The organism is Flavobacterium sp. CBA20B-1 (genome assembly GCF_028473145.1).
GTDB lineage: Bacteria > Bacteroidota > Bacteroidia > Flavobacteriales > Flavobacteriaceae > Flavobacterium.
Window position 1 is genome coordinate 1,692,154 of the sequence record NZ_CP092370.1, and the last position, 16,985, is coordinate 1,709,138.

Annotated in this window: 14 protein-coding genes and 1 pseudogene; 3 read left to right on the forward strand and 12 right to left on the reverse strand. The window is 36.8% G+C overall.

What is annotated here, in order from left to right:
• Positions 1-6: 6 nt before the first annotated feature.
• The 3 genes from MG290_RS08505 to MG290_RS08515 form a co-directional block, all read right to left on the reverse strand.
• Entirely contained in the window at positions 7-915 is a 909-nt protein-coding gene (locus tag MG290_RS08505; RefSeq protein ID WP_264560898.1) for a TIGR01777 family oxidoreductase, read from the reverse strand.
• Positions 916-927: 12 nt separating this feature from the next.
• A complete protein-coding gene (locus tag MG290_RS08510; RefSeq protein ID WP_264560899.1) occupies positions 928-1,275 on the reverse strand; it encodes a hypothetical protein in 348 nt (115 codons plus the stop codon).
• 64 nt (positions 1,276-1,339) lie between these two features.
• Complete coding sequence (locus tag MG290_RS08515) at positions 1,340-1,843, reverse strand: GbsR/MarR family transcriptional regulator (RefSeq protein WP_264560900.1); 504 nt, start codon at positions 1,841-1,843, stop codon at positions 1,340-1,342.
• A 127-nt stretch (positions 1,844-1,970) separates the two neighbouring features.
• Between MG290_RS08515 and MG290_RS08520 the strand changes: the two are divergent.
• Positions 1,971-2,903: pseudogene (locus MG290_RS08520) on the forward strand (2-hydroxyacid dehydrogenase); the annotation flags it as partial.
• A gap of 39 nt (positions 2,904-2,942) precedes the next feature.
• On the forward strand, positions 2,943-3,329 hold the full coding sequence (locus MG290_RS08525; protein WP_413614624.1) for a TM2 domain-containing protein: 387 nt from the start codon (positions 2,943-2,945) through the stop codon (positions 3,327-3,329).
• 32 nt (positions 3,330-3,361) lie between these two features.
• Here MG290_RS08525 and MG290_RS08530 read toward each other — a convergent pair whose 3' ends face one another.
• From MG290_RS08530 to rimP, 4 genes are all read right to left on the reverse strand, one after another.
• Positions 3,362-4,051: a zinc metallopeptidase gene (locus MG290_RS08530; RefSeq protein ID WP_257500553.1), complete on the reverse strand. Its 690-nt coding sequence runs from the start codon at positions 4,049-4,051 to the stop codon at positions 3,362-3,364.
• Positions 4,052-4,175: 124 nt separating this feature from the next.
• On the reverse strand, positions 4,176-7,136 hold the full coding sequence (gene infB, locus MG290_RS08535; protein ID WP_264560901.1) for a translation initiation factor IF-2: 2,961 nt from the start codon (positions 7,134-7,136) through the stop codon (positions 4,176-4,178).
• 52 nt (positions 7,137-7,188) lie between these two features.
• Complete coding sequence (gene nusA / locus MG290_RS08540) at positions 7,189-8,433, reverse strand: transcription termination factor NusA (RefSeq protein ID WP_264560902.1); 1,245 nt, start codon at positions 8,431-8,433, stop codon at positions 7,189-7,191.
• 18 nt (positions 8,434-8,451) lie between these two features.
• Positions 8,452-8,919 carry a ribosome assembly cofactor RimP gene (gene rimP / locus MG290_RS08545; protein WP_264560903.1) on the reverse strand — a complete coding sequence of 156 codons (468 nt, stop codon included), beginning with the start codon at positions 8,917-8,919 and terminating at the stop codon, positions 8,452-8,454.
• A gap of 174 nt (positions 8,920-9,093) precedes the next feature.
• Here rimP and MG290_RS08550 point away from each other — a divergent pair, with 174 nt between their 5' ends.
• Entirely contained in the window at positions 9,094-9,918 is an 825-nt protein-coding gene (locus MG290_RS08550; RefSeq protein ID WP_257500549.1) for a universal stress protein, read from the forward strand.
• Positions 9,919-10,161: 243 nt separating this feature from the next.
• On the opposite strand, the gene MG290_RS08555 is transcribed toward MG290_RS08550, so the two are convergent.
• From MG290_RS08555 to MG290_RS08575, 5 genes are all read right to left on the reverse strand, one after another.
• Positions 10,162-11,247 (reverse strand): T9SS type A sorting domain-containing protein, encoded by a 1,086-nt coding sequence (locus MG290_RS08555; RefSeq protein ID WP_264560904.1) that lies wholly within the window; start codon positions 11,245-11,247, stop codon positions 10,162-10,164.
• Positions 11,248-11,483: 236 nt separating this feature from the next.
• Positions 11,484-12,554, reverse strand: a complete 1,071-nt coding sequence (locus MG290_RS08560; protein ID WP_264560905.1) for a T9SS type A sorting domain-containing protein — start codon at positions 12,552-12,554, stop codon at positions 11,484-11,486.
• A 235-nt stretch (positions 12,555-12,789) separates the two neighbouring features.
• Positions 12,790-13,875, reverse strand: a complete 1,086-nt coding sequence (locus MG290_RS08565) for a T9SS type A sorting domain-containing protein (protein ID WP_264560906.1) — start codon at positions 13,873-13,875, stop codon at positions 12,790-12,792.
• 51 nt (positions 13,876-13,926) lie between these two features.
• The gene (locus MG290_RS08570) at positions 13,927-14,988 is read right to left on the reverse strand and encodes a hypothetical protein (RefSeq protein WP_264560907.1); all 1,062 of its coding nucleotides are present in this window, start codon (positions 14,986-14,988) and stop codon (positions 13,927-13,929) included.
• Positions 14,989-15,129: 141 nt separating this feature from the next.
• The gene (locus tag MG290_RS08575) at positions 15,130-16,941 is read right to left on the reverse strand and encodes a lysophospholipid acyltransferase family protein (RefSeq protein ID WP_264560908.1); all 1,812 of its coding nucleotides are present in this window, start codon (positions 16,939-16,941) and stop codon (positions 15,130-15,132) included.
• Between the last annotated feature and the right edge of the window lie 44 nt (positions 16,942-16,985).

Here is a 16,985-nt window from a genome sequence, read left to right on the forward strand (position 1 = left end):
TATAGTTCATAACAAAAGATTTTTAAAGGCTTTTTCCAGATTGTGATAAGTAAACGTAAAGCCGTTTTCGGTTAATCGTTTAGGAATTACGTTTCTACTTTTCAAAACCAGTTCCGGTTCGGTTTGAATGATTTTTGCCCCGATTTTCAACATATTTTCAGAGATTGGAATTCCAAGAGGAATACCGACAGCTTTGCGCAATTCCCTCATAAAATCGATATTTCGTTCGGGTTTGGGAGCAACCAGATTGATGTTTCCTGTCAACTCCTTATCGATGATAAAAGCGATTGCTTTGGCAAAATCCAATTCATGAATCCAACTGACAAATTGATTTCCGTTTCCGTTTTTCCCTCCGAATCCTAATTGAGTTAATCTTTTTAAAGGGATAAATGCGCCACCGTTCTTTCCTAAAACTATCGAAGTTCTAACAGCCGTTTTCAACGCTTTATCAATTTCAATATCATAAAAAGCCTTTTCCCAAGACTTGGCAACATTCATAGAAAAATCATCGCCAATTTTCCCTGAATATTCATCCATCTGCTTGTCTTCTGAATGACGATAAATAGTAGCTGTTGATGAATTTATAAAATGTTTTGGAGGGTTTTTACATTTTAAAACGGCTTCGTTTAATACTCTTGTGCTTTCAATGCGCGATGACAAGATTGCTGCTTTATTTTCAGGCGTGTATCTGCAATCAACCGATTTTCCTGCTAAATTTATCAACACATCGGCGTTTTCTAATACCTTTTCCCAACCGGTAAGCGACTTCGCATTCCAATGAACATATGCTATATTATTTTTCTGTTCTGATCTGCCTCGCGTAAGCACAATAATTTCCTGATACGATTCTTTAAAAAAATCTATTAATACGGTTCCTAAAAAACCGGTTCCTGCTGCAATGACCATCTTTTTCATATCTTCTTTCATTTAGAATTCATTATTAGGACGACTGTAAATCAATACTGATAAATACACTGCCAAACAAGGCGGAATACTGAACAACAAATATGCAAAGCTATCTTTAAGATTTAATTCACTGCCTATAAACCATAGTGCGAAATACACAACCACCGCGGCAATATAGATCTGATAATTGCTGTTTTTTGGAAATCGTATCATAAGAAAAAGCCCTAACACAACTTGTACAAAACCCGTGAACATTGTAGAAAGTAATGCATACATGGCGAATCCTCCATCCCTAAAAATCACTTCCATTAAAAGAAGCACCAACGGCGTTCCTATTGCTATGGTATTTATAATTTTTATTGCTTTCATAATTTATATTATTTTAAAGTTTCAGAAATATTTGAAAGTTTTGTTTAAAAAAATTTGATCGATTTTATTTCATAATTTTAACCACCAACTTTGCCAACCAATTGTCTTTATATTCAGTCATTTTGTCTAATACGTTATCGGCTTTCAATACAAAATCATACAATTTACCGGTTTGTTCCACAAAGTGTTGTTCTTCTTCTGATGTATTCGTTTTGATAGTAGATACTTCTTTTAAAACTTTTAAAGCTGGTTTCACTTCCCTTTTGCTGCGCTCCTTTGCAATTTTCACTGCCAATTCGTCTAAATCTTTTTCGGCAACGAAAAACTCTTTGCGCTCGCCTGCTTTGTATTCTTTGTAAACAATGCCCCAATCCATTAAAGCTCGTAAATTCATCGATGCATTTCCGCGCGAAATCTGTAATTCTTCCATGATGTCTTCCATAGAAACTGCTTCGGTAGAAATCATTAACAACGCATGAATCTGTGCCATGGTTTTGTTTATGCCCCATTGCGAACCTAAAGCGCCCCACGATTGTACGAATTTATTTTTTGCTTCTTTGAATTCCATGGATCAAATGTACAACAAAGTTTTTAAACTTTCAAAAAAGAATGAAAGTTTGTTTAAAAAATATTTTAATCGATTGAATGAAATTTTTTGTCTAATTTAGTTTGATAAATAAAGGATTAAATAGTTAATGAAAATACTACACCTTGATAAAAACCATCCGTTGTTAATTGAACATTTAACCACTGCGGGTTTTGAAAACGATGAAAATTACTATGCACCAAAAGATGCTATTGAACAAATAATCCATCAATACGATGGGATTGTTTTGCGCAGTCGGTTCAAGATCGATAAAGCTTTTTTAGATGCAGCTACCAACCTAAAATTTATTGGGCGCGTTGGTGCCGGTTTGGAAAATATCGATTGTGATTATGCCCAACAAAAAGGCATAAAACTAATTGCAGCTCCCGAAGGAAACAAAACCGCCGTTGCCGAACACGCTTTGGGAATGCTTTTAAACCTAATGAACAAGTTGTCGTATGTAGATAAAGAAGTGCGTAGCGGCATTTGGAAACGCGAAGAAAACCGAGGTATCGAAATAGAAGGTAAAACCATAGGAATTATTGGTTACGGCAATATGGGAAAAGCGTTTGCCCAACGATTAAAAGGTTTTAACTGCAAGGTAATTTGTTATGATATAAAACCCAATATGGGCGATGCAAATGCAAAGCAAGTTTCGCTAGATTATTTACAAACGCATAGTGATATTTTAAGTTTACACACGCCGGAAACTCCGGATACGCATCATTACGTAAATAAGGATTTTATCAGCGGTTTTGCAAAATCGTTTTGGTTGATCAACACGGCTCGGGGAAAATCGGTTTGTACTGATGATTTAGTTGATGCTTTAAAATCGGGCAAAATTAAGGGTGCTGGTTTAGATGTGTTGGAATACGAAAAATCATCGTTTGAACATATGTTTTCTGACAACGAATTGCCCGATGCTTTTAAATATCTGATTAATGCAGAGAATGTGCTATTATCGCCACACATTGCCGGCTGGACTATTGAAAGCAAAGAAAAACTGGCGCAAGTGATTGTTGATAAAATTATTTATTCGTTCCCAACTTCTAAAAATCTAGAAAACTCAATCAATCAAAAGTTGATAAAGGAAAACGAAGAAAAATGGCATACCGCCCCAAGTACTTCTAACACATCGACCAATTACCAACAACGGCAATATGCACCTAAGTACCATTCACCCAATCAATACCATCAAGAAGCTTATAATAAAAAAATTCTTGCTGGTGTTTTAGCCATAATTTTAGGACATATTGGCATTCATAAATTTGTGTTGGGATATACCACAGAAGGCATTCTTTTGCTTGTTTTGGGCTTAACAGGTTATATAACTACTTGTATGTTTATTGGCTACTACATGCTGCTGATAGCCTTTATAATTGGTCTTGTTGAAGGCATTATCTACCTTACTCATACCGATAACGATTTCTATGAAACCTATATCCTGAATAAAAAACCTTGGTTTTAAACGAAAAAAAGGTGTTTCTGAAACACCTTTTTTTAATCATCGCTGCTGCGTGCACCTGTTAAAATCATTATGTAGTAAAGCAATGTTCCTATTGATGCCAATGCGGCTACGAGGTATGTTCGGGCAGCCCATTTTAAGGAATCTTTTGCACCGCTATATTCTTCTCTACTTACCATGTTTTTAGTTTCTAACCACTTCAGCGCTCGGTTACTTGCATCGTATTCTACGGGCAAGGTGATAATAGAGAAAAGTGTGGTTAATGAAAACAAAACAATACCTATTATCAATACCGTTGGACTGTTGTATAATTGCAATAAGAAAATTCCACCTAACAAAACCCATTGCACCGCATAAGAAGCCACGTTTACCACAGGTACTAATTTAGAACGCATGGTTAACCAACTGTAAGCGGTTGCATGTTGCACTGCATGCCCCACCTCGTGTGCTGCCACTGCGGCTGCGGCTGCATTGCGCTGGTTATATACTGCTTCACTCAAATTAACGGTTTTGTCCATCGGATTGTAGTGATCGGTTAACCTACCAGGTGTAGAAATTACTTTTACATCGTAAATACCGTGATCGTGCAACATTTTTGTGGCAATCTCTGCACCACTCATTCCATTGCGCAAATGAATGCGCGAATACTTTTCAAATTTATTTTTTAGCTTCCACCCTACATACCAACTGGCAAGCATGATGATACCCATTAATAATAATCCCATATCTTTTTGTTTTTAATACATCGTTTATAGAAAATATACTAGCAAATTCTGAGCCAAATGCAGTAGCTGTCAAAATGACAAAAGGAGCCTAAGGCTCCTTTATCAAATATTTAACTTTTACGAATTATTTCAACGTTTTCTTAACTTCCACTTCTTGGAATCCTTCAATAATATCGTATTCTTTAATATCGTTGTAGTTTTTAATCTGGATACCACAATCATATCCTTTCGAAACTTCTTTCACATCATCTTTAAATCGTTTCAATGCATCAAGAACACCTGTATAAATTACAACGCCTTCACGAATTAAGCGGATTTTAGAATTGCGGTAGATTTTTCCATCGGTAACCATACATCCAGCGATTGTTCCCACTTTTGATATTTTGAATGTTTGACGGATTTCTGCTGTACCAGTAATTTCTTCTTTCAATTCTGGCGACAACATACCTTCCATTGCATCTTTAATATCATCGATGGCATCGTAAATAATCGAGTATGTTTTAATATCGATTTCTTCTTTGTCTGCAATTGTTTTGGCATTACCCATTGGGCGAACGTTGAATCCAATAATAATCGCATCAGAAGCCGAAGCCAACAATACATCCGACTCGGTAATTGCTCCTACGCCTTTGTGAATAATGTTGATTTGAATTTCATCGGTTGATAATTTAGAGAATGAGTCAGACAATGCTTCCACAGATCCATCCACATCTCCTTTTAAGATGATGTTCAATTCTTTAAATTCTCCTAAAGCAATACGGCGACCAATTTCTGCCAATGTAATGTGGCGTTGTGCACGAACTGATTGCTCGCGGATTAATTGGGTACGTTTTGCTGCAATGGCTTTTGCTTCACGCTCATCTTCAAACACACTGAACTTATCACCTGCTGTTGGAGCGCCATCTAATCCTAAAATGGATATCGGACGAGATGGACCTGCTTCTTTTACAGCGTTTCCACGCTCATCGTGCATGGCTTTGATTTTACCGTGGTTTTTACCTGCTAATAAGTAATCGCCAATTTTCAATGTTCCGCTTTGTACCAAAATGGTCGAAACATAACCGCGTCCTTTATCCAAGAATGCTTCAACAACGGTACCAACTGCCATTTTGTTAGGGTTTGCTTTTAATTCTAGCATCTCTGCCTCTAACAATACTTTTTCTAACAATTCCGGTACACCTTGACCAAATTTTGCAGAAATGTCTTGTGATTGATAAGTTCCTCCCCATTCTTCAACAAGAAGGTTCATTGCTGCTAATTTTTCTTTAATTTTTTCTGGATTTGCTGTTGGTTTATCCACCTTATTAATTGCAAAAATAATAGGAACACCTGCGGCTTGTGCATGCGATATGGCCTCTTTTGTTTGTGGCATGATATCGTCATCGGCAGCTACTACAATAATTGCAATATCGGTAACTTGAGCTCCACGTGCACGCATCGCAGTAAACGCCTCGTGACCTGGTGTATCTAAGAAGGTGATTTTCTGACCACTTTCTAGGGTTACTCCGTATGCACCAATGTGCTGCGTGATACCACCAGATTCGCCCGCAATTACATTTGCTTTACGTATGTAATCTAATAAGGATGTTTTACCGTGATCTACGTGACCCATCACCGTTACAATTGGTGCGCGTGGTTGTAAATCTTCTGGTGCATCTACTTCTTCCACAATCGATTCTTCGATATCGGCTGTTGTAAATTGCACTTCATATCCAAATTCATCGGCAACAATTGTTAAGGTTTCTGCATCTAAACGTTGGTTCATTGTTACCATGATACCCAACGACATACATGTTCCGATTACTTGGGTAATTGGCACATTCATCATTGTTGCTACCTCGCCAACTGTTACGAATTCGGTAACTTTTAATACTTTTAAATCGTCGTCTGCGCGTGCTTCTTCCTCTTTTTTACGGTGCAATTCACGCTTGTCTTTACGATATTTCGCAGCTTTGGATTTGTTTTGTTTTCCTTGTAAACGCTCTAAGGTTTCTTTGATTTGGTTTTTTACTTCCTCATCTGTAGGCTCTACTTTTGCAACCGGTTGGTTTTTGTTGCCAAAGTTTCTGTTGCCACCACCGGAGTTGCGGTTGTTGTTAAATTTAGAATTTCCGCCTTGTCCGCCTCGGTTTCCGCCTTGACCTTGACGATTCTGTCCGCCTGGTTGCCCTGGTTTGTTTCCACTAGCTTGTGTGGAAGCACCAGCAGCTGTTCCCGGTTTTTCGATTCGCTTGCGTTTGTTTTTGCTGGCATTGCTATTTGCACCGCCCGCTTTACCGTCTTTCTTCGCGTCTTCTTTTTTCTTTTTAGGCTTATTGAATTGCGATAAATCAATCTTTTGCCCTGTGAAGGTAGTTCCAGAAAGTTTTTGGTATTGTGTTTTGATTACTTCAGACTCTTGTGTTTCATCGGTCGAAGTATTTTCAGCGTTATTGGTAGCAGCCGCTGCTGGTTTTTCTGGAGCTTTTTCAGCAGTTTGTTCTGTTGCCGGTTTTGCTTCTTCGTTTTTTGCTTTTGGCTGTTGCTTTACTGGTTTTTCACTTGCTTTTGGTTGCTTTTCTTCTTTTTCAGAAGGTTTCACAACGTCTTCAGCTTTTGTTTTTGGTGCACTAACAGGATCTTTCTTGTCTTCAGAAGGTGTTTTTGAATCGGCCGTAGTTGTTTTTTTAGATGTTCCTTCTAAATCAATTTTCCCTACGGTTTTAATAGCAGTTACTTTAGCAGCTTTTGCTTTAATAACTTCTTGTTCGCGTTTTTCTTCTTCTTCTTTTCTACGTTTTTCCTCTTCTGCTTTTTTACGCTTGTCTTCTTCTTCTTTTTTGCGTTTTTCTTCCTGCTCGCGCTCTATACGTAGTTCTTCTTTTTCTTTTTTCTTTTCTTCGCTTACTTCTTTCGAAGCTTCTTTTTTCCCTTTATCGGCCGAGAACTGCTTGTTTAAAGCTTGATATTCGTCATCGGAAATCTTTGCGTTTGGAGAGGCTTCAATTTCAAAACCTTTCGTTTTCAAAAACTCCACGGCTCTATCGAGAGAAATATTTAATTCTCTTAAAACTTTGTTTATTCTTATTACTCTTTTTTCAGACATACGATCCTTTTAGTATATTTTTTGTGCGTTGTGTTGTTGTTTGTGTGTTTAGTTAGTCTTCAAATTCAGCGTTTAAGATGTTTAAAACTTCTTCTACTGTTTCTTCTTCTAAATCGGTTCTGCGAACCAATTCTACCACGCTGTGTTTCAATACGCTTTTTGCGGTATCTAAACCAATTTTAATGAATTCATCGATAACCCATGCGTCAATTTCATCAGAAAACTCGCGTAATTCCACATCATCTTCTTCTAAAACTTGTGTTCCTTCTCTAATTACATCTATTTCGTAACCTGTTAACAAACTTGCCAATTTTATATTTTGACCGCCTTTACCAATTGCTTTTGAAACTTCGCTGATATCTAACAATACATTGGCGCGTTTTGTTTGCTCGTTTATTGATATATTGTTTATTCTTGCTGGGCTTAATGCACGTTGAATATACAATTCTGCGTTGTTGGTATAACTGATTACATCAATATTTTCATTTCCTAATTCGCGTACAATTCCGTGGATACGTGAACCTTTAACGCCCACACATGCACCCACTGCATCAATGTTTTCATTATAGCTATCAACTGCCACTTTTGCTTTTTCGCCTGGTATGCGCACTACTTTGTGAATGGTGATGATACCGTCTGCAATTTCGGGAATTTCTTGCTCAAATAATTTTTCAAGAAACAATTCCGAAGTTCTGCTCATGATGATTTGCGGCTTGTTGCCTTTCAACTCTACGCTTTCGATGATTCCTTTTACTGTTTCGCCTTTTTTGAAATAATCCGATGGGATTTGCTTCTCTTTTGGCAAAATAATTTCTTTGTTGTTTTCATCGATCAATATCACTGCTTTTGGGCGTACATGGCTTACTTCGGCCACATACACTTCGTTCACCATGTCTTTAAATTGCTTGTAAAGGTTGGTGCTGTCGTGTTCTTGAATTTTGGTAATAAGGTTTTGGCGTAATGCTAAAATAGCACGGCGACCCAATTGAAACAATTTTACTTCTTCTGAAACTTCTTCACCCACTTCAAAATCGGGTTCAATTTTCTGCGCTTCTTTTAAAGATATTTCTGAATTTTCGTCTTCAACTTCACCATCGGCAACAACAATTCGGTTTCTCCAAATCTCCATATCTCCTTTGTCGGGGTTGATGATGATGTCGAAATTATCGTCTGACCCAAATCTTTTTTTCAATGCATTTCTAAAAACATCTTCTAAAATTGCCATAAGGGTAACTCTGTCTATATGTTTAAAATCTTTAAATTCAGAGAACGAATCAATTAATGCAATATTATCCATGAAATTATCTATATTTTTTTAAAATGATATAACTACTACTGCTTTTTTGATGCTAATGTACGGAATTTCAGCGGTTTTAACAACGGTTTCTTTGCCCTTACCTATTTTTTTAGGCTCGCGTGCTTTCCACTCTAATTGTATTGCTTCTTCGTTGGCATTCATCAACTTAGCTTCTATTTTTTTGTCGTCATCGGTGGTTATTTCCAATGTTCTTCCGATGTTTTTTTTATACTGGCGTGGAAATTTCAATGGCGCTGTGGCACCTGCCGATGCTACTTCTAACGAAAAATCTTGTTCTTCACGGTCTAAATTATGTTCTATACTACGGCTAACATCGATACAGTCTTGCAAATTCACACCGTTATCGCCATCAATCACCACCGAAATTTTATAATCTGCCGAAATAGAAAAATCTATTAAAAAAAGCTCTGGATGTGCTGCCAAACCTTGTTCTAATAAATCGTTTACTTTGCTTTTAAAATCCATGTTTTGTATAAAAAGAGGGGACAATTACGTCCCCTCATTATTTAGTTTAACAATAAATAACCTTGCAAATATACAAATTTTATTTAAGTTATTCATTTTTTTCTTATTTATTGATATTTTAAGTATATTTATAAATTGAAGAAAACGATTTATTAACCCTAATAACTTACCAAAATGAAAAAGATTTTAGTTCCCACCGATTTTTCTGAACAAGCGGCTATTGCCTTAAAGGCAGCTGTTGGAATCGCAAGAAAGTCGAACGCTGAAATTATTTTATTACATATCATTGATTTGCCACATGAAACCATGGATATGATTCAGCCTGGCTACGATTTGCCCGAAATTATGTTTTTTAAAGAACATGCCGAAACAAAACTTACGCAAACATCGCTTTCTGAAGAATTAAACGGTTTAAATGTTTCGCAAATTTTAAAATTGGGCCGCACTTTTAGCGAAGTCACCGAAGTGGCAAAAGCCAACAATATTGATTTAATTGTGATGGGCTCACACGGTGCAAGTGGTTTTAAAGAATTTTTTATTGGATCGAACACGGAAAAGGTTATTCGTACATCAGATATCCCCGTGTTGGCAATTAAAGGAAATGATACCGAAATTAGTTTCGACAAAGTAATTTTTGCAAACGATTTTACAGAAGAATCTACTGCAGGTTTTCAAAAAATTATTGATTTCTTAAAGTTGAATGGTTCTACTCCGCACTTTTTGATGGTGAATACGCCGAACAATTTTAAACCAACCCATGTGGCCGAAGAAATGGCGCACGACTTTCTGAAACAATTCGATTTAGAGAATTATGAGTTCTCGATTTATAACGATATAGATATCGAAAAAGGTATTTTAAATTTTGCCGAACGTACAAATGCTGACTTAATTGCAATGGGAACCCACGGCAGAAAAGGCTTTGCCAGATTATTGAACGGAAGCATCAGCGAAGATTTAATGAACCATTCGCCAAGATCGATCATTACTTTTAAGTTGTAATATCACGAAATAAAAAAATTAACACAAACTATTAATTATCAATGTGTGTTAATTTATTACAAATGCAGTACAAACACCTTCAACAACCTAAACAAATGCGTTGCTCTGAATGTTTATAATCTTTGCCAAAGTTTAAAACTTTGGCAAAGTTGTTTTTAAAGTTACTCGAGTACAGATTGCTATTTTTACAAAAATTTATTTTACATTCTACAGCAATACAATCTACATTATACAGAAAAAAAACTACTTTTTCACCAGTTTTTTAACCGCTGTGCCTTGGTTGGTTTGTAAATGCAGCATATACGTGCCGCTTGCTAAATGTTCTACGTTTAATTGTATATCGGTTTCGTTGTTGTAATTTTGGATGCTTAATTGTTTGCCCACAACATCGTAAATAGTAACTTGGTTAACCAACATATTTTCAGCGTTGGTGATGTTCACCACGCTGTTTGCTGGGTTGGGGTATAGATTAAATTTTTCTGCCAACTGCTCGGTAGTACTCAAAGCAATTACTTCTGGCGGTACAGCATTTAATGCCGTTATTTTGATGTTATCGTAGCGGTTTTGGGCATACCCCAATGGCCCATTTGGTGGGCTATCCAAATAAACACCTAACATTATGGTATCTGGTGCAAAATCGTGCAGCAAGTTGGTAGATGTGCTGTTTTTTAAGAAATCGCCCGAAAAAACCTTATTGAAATAAGGAATATTAAAATAAACTTTTCTATTGCCGTAATCTAAATACACCTCTATCTTTATCCACGTATTAAAAGGCAAATAATGATCCACTCCCAACCCATAAGGAATAATATTTTCTAGTATGGGATCTACCTCTCCTTTGGTATCAGCATACCCTGAAGTCAATGCATTAGTTTTATAAAAATGAAAGCCAACTAAATTTTTATACGAAACAAATGGATCTCCTTTTTTTAGAATAATTATATGACATCCATTGGGCCCGCTAGTTGATGGTTGCTTAGGTCCTGTATAATAATCAATCTCGAATTTTAAGACCTCATTTCCGGCGATGCGGTTTCCCACCAATGGGCTCAGATTGCTTTTATAAGCACGTAATGACTCATCAGGCGATAAAGGAACACTGATATCTAGCACTTTACCTTTTCCTGATTCATTTACAATACTAAAAAAATTGTTGGATTGCGTGTACATAGAATGGGTAAGCCAACCGCCTTGTCCGGGTATTTTGGCTGTGGGGTCTGTTCCTAAATATCCCCAATTAAAGCTGTCGAAATTTTCGGTGTAGAGTACTTGGGCAGTTAGGTTATGAACGCCTAATAAGGTGGTTATAATAAGGAGAATTTTTTTCACAGTTCTACGTTTTTAACAGTTATCTATGTAAATATAAGCAATCATCTGCTATTTTTATAATGACTTACAAAAAAGCAACCAATACAAATTGGCTGTTCTGAGTGTTTATAAACTTTGCCAAAGTTCTAAACTTTGGCAAAGTTGTTTTAAAGCTACTCTACTACAGTTTGCTATTTTTACACAAATTTATTCTACATTCTACAGCAATACAATCTACATTATACAGAAAAAAAAAACTATTTCTTCACCAGTTTTTTAACCGCTGTGCCTTGGTTGGTTTGTAAATGCAGCATATACGTGCCGCTTGCTAAATGTTCTACATTTAATTGTATTTCAGTTTCGTTGGTGTAGGTTTGGGTGCTTAACTGTTTGCCTGCAACATCATAGACCGTGATTTGCTGTATCTGCATATTTTCGGTGTTGGTGATGTTTACCACGCTGTTTGCCGGGTTGGGGTATAGATTAAAGTTTTCTGCTAAAAAGTTTTCTACTCCTAAATAGCTTGGCAAGGTGTTTAAAGCAGTTAGCTTAATATTATCATATTTAACTGTAACAGTAAGATTCCCACTTCCAAATCCACTTATAAAAAATGAATCAATATTTTCATTATGTGTAAAACTTGCTCCCTTTAAAATATTTAATGCGGGTATGTAAACATATATTTTACCCCCAATTACATTACCTGCTTCGTATTCATAATCTACAAAAAGCTCAACAGTTAGCCAAGTATTGTACGGAAAATTATTATATAAGTGCGTATTGTTAGTACCTAAAAAAATTTGTTTATATATCGGTGTAGATGCAGGGTCATAATATGTAGACCATAAGAAGGATTGAACAGCAGAAGGAACTCCACTACTGTGGTTATTCATAAAAACATTAAGTATATTTCCATTACTTACTTTATTGAAACCAACAGCAGTTTCTATTCTATATTGATTAGTTCCTATTAAATAAATGTCATATTCTAATTTTAGTATATTGTTACCAACAGTACGGTTATCCCATAAAGTATTGATATTTTTTTGAGTTAACAGTGCTCCATTTCCGTTTCCACTTACATTATTTGTGTTTGATCCTATTGCCAACACATTGCCTCTGCCTGGTTCGGGTGTTATTTCTACAGGAAAGGTATAAGGAGTTTTATTTTTTATCACATACCACCCCCCTTTACCGGGTGTTACGCCAGTAGGGTCGGCACTTAATTCGCCCAATGCATAATTGTTAAAATTTTCGGTGTAGAGTACTTGGGCAGTTAGGTTATGAACGCCTAATAAGGTGGTTATAATAAGGAGAATCTTTTTCATAGTTATACGTTTTAACAGTTATCTATGTAAATATACGCAATCATTTTACAATTTTTTATGATAACTAAAAAAAGCACCCACTACGAAGTGGTTGCTCTGAATGTTTTTAATCTTTGCCAAAGTTCTAAACTTTGGCAAAGTTTTTTTAAAGTTACTCTACTACAGTTTGCTATTTTTACACAAATTTATTCTACATTCTACAGCAATACAATCTACATTATACAGAAAAACAAAACTATTTCTTCACCAGTTTTTTAACCGCTGTGCCTTGGTTGGTTTGTAAATGCAGCATATACGTGCCGCTTGCTAAATGTTCTACATTTAATTGTATTTCAGTTTCGTTGGTGTAGGTTTGGGTGCTTAACTGTTTGCCTGCAACATCATACACCGTGATTTGCTGTATCTGCATATTTTTGGCGTTGGTGATGTTCACCACGCTGTTTGCTGGGTTAGGGTATAAATTAAATTTTTCTGCCAACTGCTCGGTAGTACTCAAAGCAATTACTTCTGGCGGTACAGCATTTAATGCCGTAATTTTGATGTTATCGTAACGGTTTTGGGCATACCCCAATGGCCCATTTGGTGGGCTATCTAAAGTAGCATATAACATTATGGTATCTGGTGCAAAATCGTGCAGCAAGTTGGTAGATGTGCTGTTTTTTAAAAAATCGCCCGAAAAAACCTTATTGAAATAAGGAATATTAAAATAAACTTTTCTATTGCCGTAATCTAAATACACCTCTATCTTTATCCACGTATTAAACGGAAAATAATGATCCACTCCCAACCCATAAGGAATAATATTTTCTAGTGCGGAATATACCTCTCCTTTGGTATCAGCAATTCCTTGAACAACACCTTCTGTCTTATGGAAAACAATTCCTGCTATACTTTCTACTGGCTCAAGTGGGTTTATAAACTTTTTTAGTATAGTTATCCCAGAACCATTCGGACCTCCGTTCGGTTGCTTAGGCCCTGTAAAATAATCAATTTCGAATTTTAACACCTCATTTCCGGCGCTGCGGTTTCCCATCAATGGGCTCAGATTGCTTTTATAAGCACGTAATGACTCCCCTGGTGATAAAGGAATGCTGATATCTAGCACTTTGCCTTTTCCTGATTCATTTACAATACTAAAAAAATTGTTGGATTGCGTGTACATAGAATAGGTAAGCCAACCGCCTTGTCCGGGTATTTTGGCTGTGGGGTCTGTTCCTAAATATCCCCAATTAAAGCTGTCGAAGGTTTCGGTGTAGAGTACTTGGCTGTATGCAGTATTCATAATAAACAAGTACATGCACCATACGAGTAACTTTTTCATAGTTGTATATTTTTTATAGTGAAAGGCTGCTTTTTGGGCAGCCTTGAATATTTATAGGGTTACATGTAAATATAATGCAGAGTTTTGCCACAACCATAAACTGTTTTGCAAAAAGTCCAAACTAAGTTTATAGGTTCCGTCTATGTCCACTTTATGCAACTTTAAACTTTGTGGCACATCAAACACAATTTCGTGCGAATCGCATTGACCGTTGCTGGGATTGCCGTTTATGTTCCATACTGTTCCGTTTATGGAAAGGTCATTATAGTAGTACAAATCTAAATTACCCAATGTTGGAGCGTTTCCCTGTGAATGATTACCCCATGAATCAAGAACGGGCTGCCAATTCTGGTCAGGATCGCTACCCGTTGGCAATGTTTTAATTTCAGGATGTAACAAAGCTGTTGTTACTAACGCACCGGTAAGTTTATCATAAACTTCCACTTCATAGAAAAACACTTTACCGTATTCATACAACAAATCACGTTCCGGACCGGTTAGCTGTCCAAAGACAAAACCGTCAGTATCTCCAGGTACTCCAGGATGTGCAGGTGTTGTTGAATTAAGTGGTGGCAAATGATAAATTTCATTTTCCACGCGATACGTCCAACCTGATTGCGGATATGCTCCTATATCAAAAAAATTGGTTATTCTCACCAGCTTACCGGCTTCTTGACCTTGACCCGGAATGGTTGAATTTCCACCATACAAATTCGGATAATTCCCTCCTAAATTACTTGCCAAAGGAATCGCAACACCTGTGACTGGGTCGTGAAAAACACCATCGTCATCGCCATCAAAATATGCTAAGCCCACGTATGCAAAAACTTTTAAATTATAGGGCGATGCAAATTCTGAATTGCCGTTGTTAAATAAATAAGATGGTTGTTTTCTGGGAACATTTCTGTACCACATGTCCCACGGTGAGGCATAATTATCACCCGCCCAAATAGTTCCGCTTTGCCCGCTGTTTCCATGTGCATTTCCTGGGTTGCTGTTGTTAAAGCTATTGGTCTGGTACTGCGAACCACCTTCTTCGTTTTGCTTATCCAAATCGTCAACCATGCTGTCGGTTGTACATGCTGTAAGGGTTAGTCCTATTACCCCCCCCACAAAATTTTACTTAATTTACTCATAATTATTATATTTAAGTTAATTGAAATGTAAATATAATAAAAAATTTAACATGTTGTTAAGTAAAACAAAAAAAGCTAAAAATTTCTTTTTAGCTTTTTGAATATTTTTGATGGTTTATTACTCCTGCTTTTCGTTCATTTTTCGTTCCAGTTCCAATTGCAATTCTTCAATTACCGGGCGAACGGTGCTTTCGGGCAAATCGGCAATGCGTATGTACATTAATCCATCTACCGAGTTGTTAAACAGCGGATCAACATTAAAAGCCACTACCCGTGCGTTTTGCTTGATGTATTTTTTTATTAAAACCGGCAAACGCAAACCGCCTGGTTCTACTTCTTCAATCAGCTTGTCGAACTTATTCAAATCGGCTTCTGCTTCGTTAAAAACAAAATCTTTGTCGGCATCTTTCAACTGCACTTTGTATTCCATTTTGGGCTGCACATATTGCGCCACATAAGGATCATAAAAATGCGATTTCATAAATTCAATCATCAATGATTTACTGAAATCTGAAAATTGGTTGCTAATGCTTACTCCACCAATCAGGTATTTGTGTTCAGGATAGCGCAAAGTGGTGTGTACAATACCTTTCCACAATAAAAAAAGCGGCATGGGTTTTAGCTGGTATTCGCACACGATAAACGCACGCCCCATTTCTATTGATTGTTCCATCATGCCGTATAATTCGGGTTCAAAACGAAACAATTCGGTTAAGTAAAATCCATTAATACCGTTCTTGGCATAAATATCTTTTCCAATACCCATGCGGTAGGCACCTGCAATGCACTTGGCATCATCGTCCCAAAGGAACATGTGTTTATAAAAGGTGTCGTATTTGTCTAAATCAATCGATTTATTGGTACCTTCGCCCACTGCTCTAAAGGTAATCTCGCGCAGACGACCTATTTCTCGCAGAATATTTGGTATTTTTTCGGCATCGGTCAAAAAAACCTCGTAATTTTTGCTTTGCAGCAAACGTTCATCGCCCGTGCGAAGGGTTTCAATCTCTTGCACCATTAAATCTTGCAACACCGGGCGTTCTATTTCTTTGGGCGGCGGCGTGGGCAATTTAAACGATGGAATCTTTATATATTGCTTTTTATCATCTTTGGTGGTGTTGGCCAAAAGATAGGTTTTGGTACGCAAAAATTTACCAAAATTTTCTATTGAATCACCATGCTCGTTTTGTTCGGCAACCGTAATAGGCTTACCAATTCGCACGCGGATAACTCGATCTTTTTGGGTTAATAATTCCGAAGGAAGCTTTGCTGTTTGCAACGTTGGATTGATTTTAGACAACATATAGAACAGCTTACTGTTTTTGGCATGAAAATAAATAGGCACCACCGGCACCTGCCCTTTTTTTATCAATTTCAAAGCACCTTCTTCCCAAGGTTTATCAACAATTTTATCGTCTTCTTCAAAATTAGAAACTTCGCCTGCCGGAAAAATTCCCAATGGTTTGCCTTCGCTTAAATGGCGCAATGTTTCTTTTAATCCCAACACGCTCGACTTTGAATCTTTATGATTTTCAAACGGATTCACAGGCAAAACATACGGTTTTAAAGGTTCAATACGGTGCAATAAAAAATTGGCAATAATCCTAAAATCCGGATCGCGCTCCCGCATTAATTTCAACAATAAAATACCATCGATACCGCCCAACGGATGGTTCGATATGGTTATATAAGGCCCTTGTTTGGGTAAGCGTTTCAATTCTTCTGGGTCAATTTCAAACTCTATCTGAAATTCTTCTAAAATAGCGTTTAAAAAGGTTACATCTTTTAAGTGTTTGTTTCGGTTATATATTTTGTTGAGTTGAGATATTTTTAACACCTTCATTAATAACCAACCAGAAAAAGTACCAATAAACCCGTACTTATCTAATTTTATTACGCGCGCAATTTCTTTTGCGGTTACTAATCCCATTTAACTATTTTTTTGCAAAGATAACAATTCATTTCACACCTTTT

Bases quoted from the DNA above. Each gene is read 5' to 3' on its own strand.
- MG290_RS08505 (WP_264560898.1), bottom strand. From the start codon at position 915: ATGAAAAAGATGGTCATTGCAGCAGGAACCGGTTTTTTAGGAACCGTA.
- MG290_RS08510 (WP_264560899.1), bottom strand. From the start codon at position 1,275: ATGAAAGCAATAAAAATTATAAATACCATAGCAATAGGAACGCCGTTG.
- MG290_RS08515 (WP_264560900.1), bottom strand. From the start codon at position 1,843: ATGGAATTCAAAGAAGCAAAAAATAAATTCGTACAATCGTGGGGCGCT.
- MG290_RS08530 (WP_257500553.1), bottom strand. From the start codon at position 4,051: ATGGGATTATTATTAATGGGTATCATCATGCTTGCCAGTTGGTATGTA.
- infB (WP_264560901.1), bottom strand. From the start codon at position 7,136: ATGTCTGAAAAAAGAGTAATAAGAATAAACAAAGTTTTAAGAGAATTA.
- nusA (WP_264560902.1), bottom strand. From the start codon at position 8,433: ATGGATAATATTGCATTAATTGATTCGTTCTCTGAATTTAAAGATTTT.
- rimP (WP_264560903.1), bottom strand. From the start codon at position 8,919: ATGGATTTTAAAAGCAAAGTAAACGATTTATTAGAACAAGGTTTGGCA.
- MG290_RS08550 (WP_257500549.1), top strand. From the start codon at position 9,094: ATGAAAAAGATTTTAGTTCCCACCGATTTTTCTGAACAAGCGGCTATT.
- MG290_RS08560 (WP_264560905.1), bottom strand. From the start codon at position 12,554: ATGAAAAAGATTCTCCTTATTATAACCACCTTATTAGGCGTTCATAAC.
- MG290_RS08565 (WP_264560906.1), bottom strand. From the start codon at position 13,875: ATGAAAAAGTTACTCGTATGGTGCATGTACTTGTTTATTATGAATACT.
- MG290_RS08575 (WP_264560908.1), bottom strand. From the start codon at position 16,941: ATGGGATTAGTAACCGCAAAAGAAATTGCGCGCGTAATAAAATTAGAT.